This window comes from Bartonella sp. MR168JLCBS, assembly GCF_042194175.1.
Window position 1 is genome coordinate 1 of the sequence record NZ_JBHIMP010000050.1, and the last position, 1778, is coordinate 1778.

Genomic DNA, 1778 nt, shown 5'->3' on the forward strand with positions numbered 1-1778 from the left:
TCACAGACACCACAATCGATACATTCATCGGGATGAATGACAAGCATATTTTCACCTTCATAAAAACAATCAACGGGGCACACTTCAACGCAATCAGTATATTTGCAATGAATGCAATTGTCAGTTATTACATAGGCCAAGCTCGAACTCCATTTTTATTTCAGTGACCTTTGGAAGAAAGTATATGTGCGTTTTTATCTTTGTCTTTTATAAGTTGATCGCGTAGCGCAGCTAATTTTGCAAAAGGTGAATCAGGATTAGGGCGCCTTTCTCTCTGAGATGATTGATTGTTTGTGCGTTTACTGTGCGGTTTATTTGACTTATGAGAGTTTCTAGTGTGTGATGTGGCTTCTCGAGAGTTGTCTTCCTGTGCGCTTGTCCATTTCTTCGAAGCCTTTTTTTGTTTGTTTTGCCACCTCTGTCCAGATTTATCACGTTTTTTTTGTGTGTGGTGGTGAAAATGATTGTTATAACGCCATAGTAAAACAATTTTCTCTTCTGCTGCAATGCATTTTTGTTTGGCAAAATCGCCAACAGGTTCAGCTGCCGATAAACAATCTTCGGTATTGAATTTATCGGGTTGCATTTCAACGGAAGTGGGTAAAGCTCCCTTTTCTCCCTGTGTTGTTTGTGATATGCCTATTCTTTGCCACAGATCGCCAACGTATTCTGCCGCAGGAACCTCTTGTGCCGTCGTGTATGTATGGGTAGAGACTTTGTTTTGAAGAAGATTTTGTTCAAAAACAGTACTGCTACAGGCATGCGATTGATAACCAAGACCTTTTAAAATTTCTTCCATATCGGTTCCATTGGCTCCAAGAATGGACATCATTGTTGGAGTTACAAAAAAACTTTTACCATCATAAGCTCCATCAGGTTTGGGTTCATCCCCTTGTTTCCAATGAACGGCAGAACGGATTAGGTTAGCAAGACGTTCTAAAATATCAATCCGTACAGCACGTTGGCCTAACATCCGATAACCGGCTAACTGATAAAATTGGCGGTTATACGTAGGATCAATAACCAAGGAAGTCCGTCCAGCTGCTAACGCGGCAAAAATTTCATTGACACCAGTTTGGTTATGACCCTCATTTTGGAGATTCCATAACAGTGTAATTGCCTGGACCGGAGCTGGTTTAAGCATCCCTGCAATATAGATATGAAAAGCGCCAAAACGGACACCTAACCGCCGGAGCACTGCGCGCGATTCTTGATCAAGATTTTTAACAACATCGGCTATTTCTCGCCGAGGTATAATTCCTAAAGAGTTAACAAGTTGTAAGGCAAGACTGCTTGTTGAATCCGTCAAGCTATCGGCATTGCGCAAATCAAACAGTGGCTTTAAGTTCGTTTCAAAATGAAAGGTGCCAAAACGCTCTAACCGTTTCACTACGTCGTCCCGGGCCACTCCCGCTAATTGGGTATCTGCTAAAACAATCAGCTTGGCTTTTAAAAAATCTTCTGTTGCAATAAGTTGCCCCACAGGTTGTCCAATCCAGCGCACAATTCCGTTAGAACTGAGGGTAAAGTCTCCATTGGCTGAAGCACAAAAACGCATTGCGCGTTTGGAAAAAGCGAGAATCAAATTCTCATTATCTGCTAAACTTTGCGTATCAGCTACTTGATCATCGGTATTGTTCTTGTTGGCATAAAAACGAAAACCTTCAAACTTACCATTTCCATCTTTTTCAATAAGAATATCATTCTTTTGAACAATCTTACTATCCATGATCATTTTCTTTCTTAGTGCTACGCGGGTAAAAAGCTTATTCTCGACA

Annotated in this window: 2 protein-coding genes; both read right to left on the bottom strand. The window is 41.0% G+C overall.

Annotated features, from left to right (window positions below; translation table 11 throughout):
* The coding region (locus tag ACFIK8_RS08950; protein WP_375669215.1) for a 4Fe-4S dicluster domain-containing protein at positions 1-140 on the bottom strand (140 nt) is incomplete at its 3' end.
* Positions 141-160: 20 nt separating this feature from the next.
* Positions 161-1729, bottom strand: coding sequence for a hypothetical protein (locus ACFIK8_RS08955; RefSeq protein ID WP_375669216.1), 1569 nt, complete (start codon positions 1727-1729; stop codon positions 161-163).
* Positions 1730-1778: the final 49 nt, after the last annotated feature.

Coding starts and splice junctions, on each gene's coding strand:
- ACFIK8_RS08955 (WP_375669216.1), bottom strand. CDS start 1,729: ATGGATAGTAAGATTGTTCAAAAGAATGATATTCTTATTGAAAAAGAT.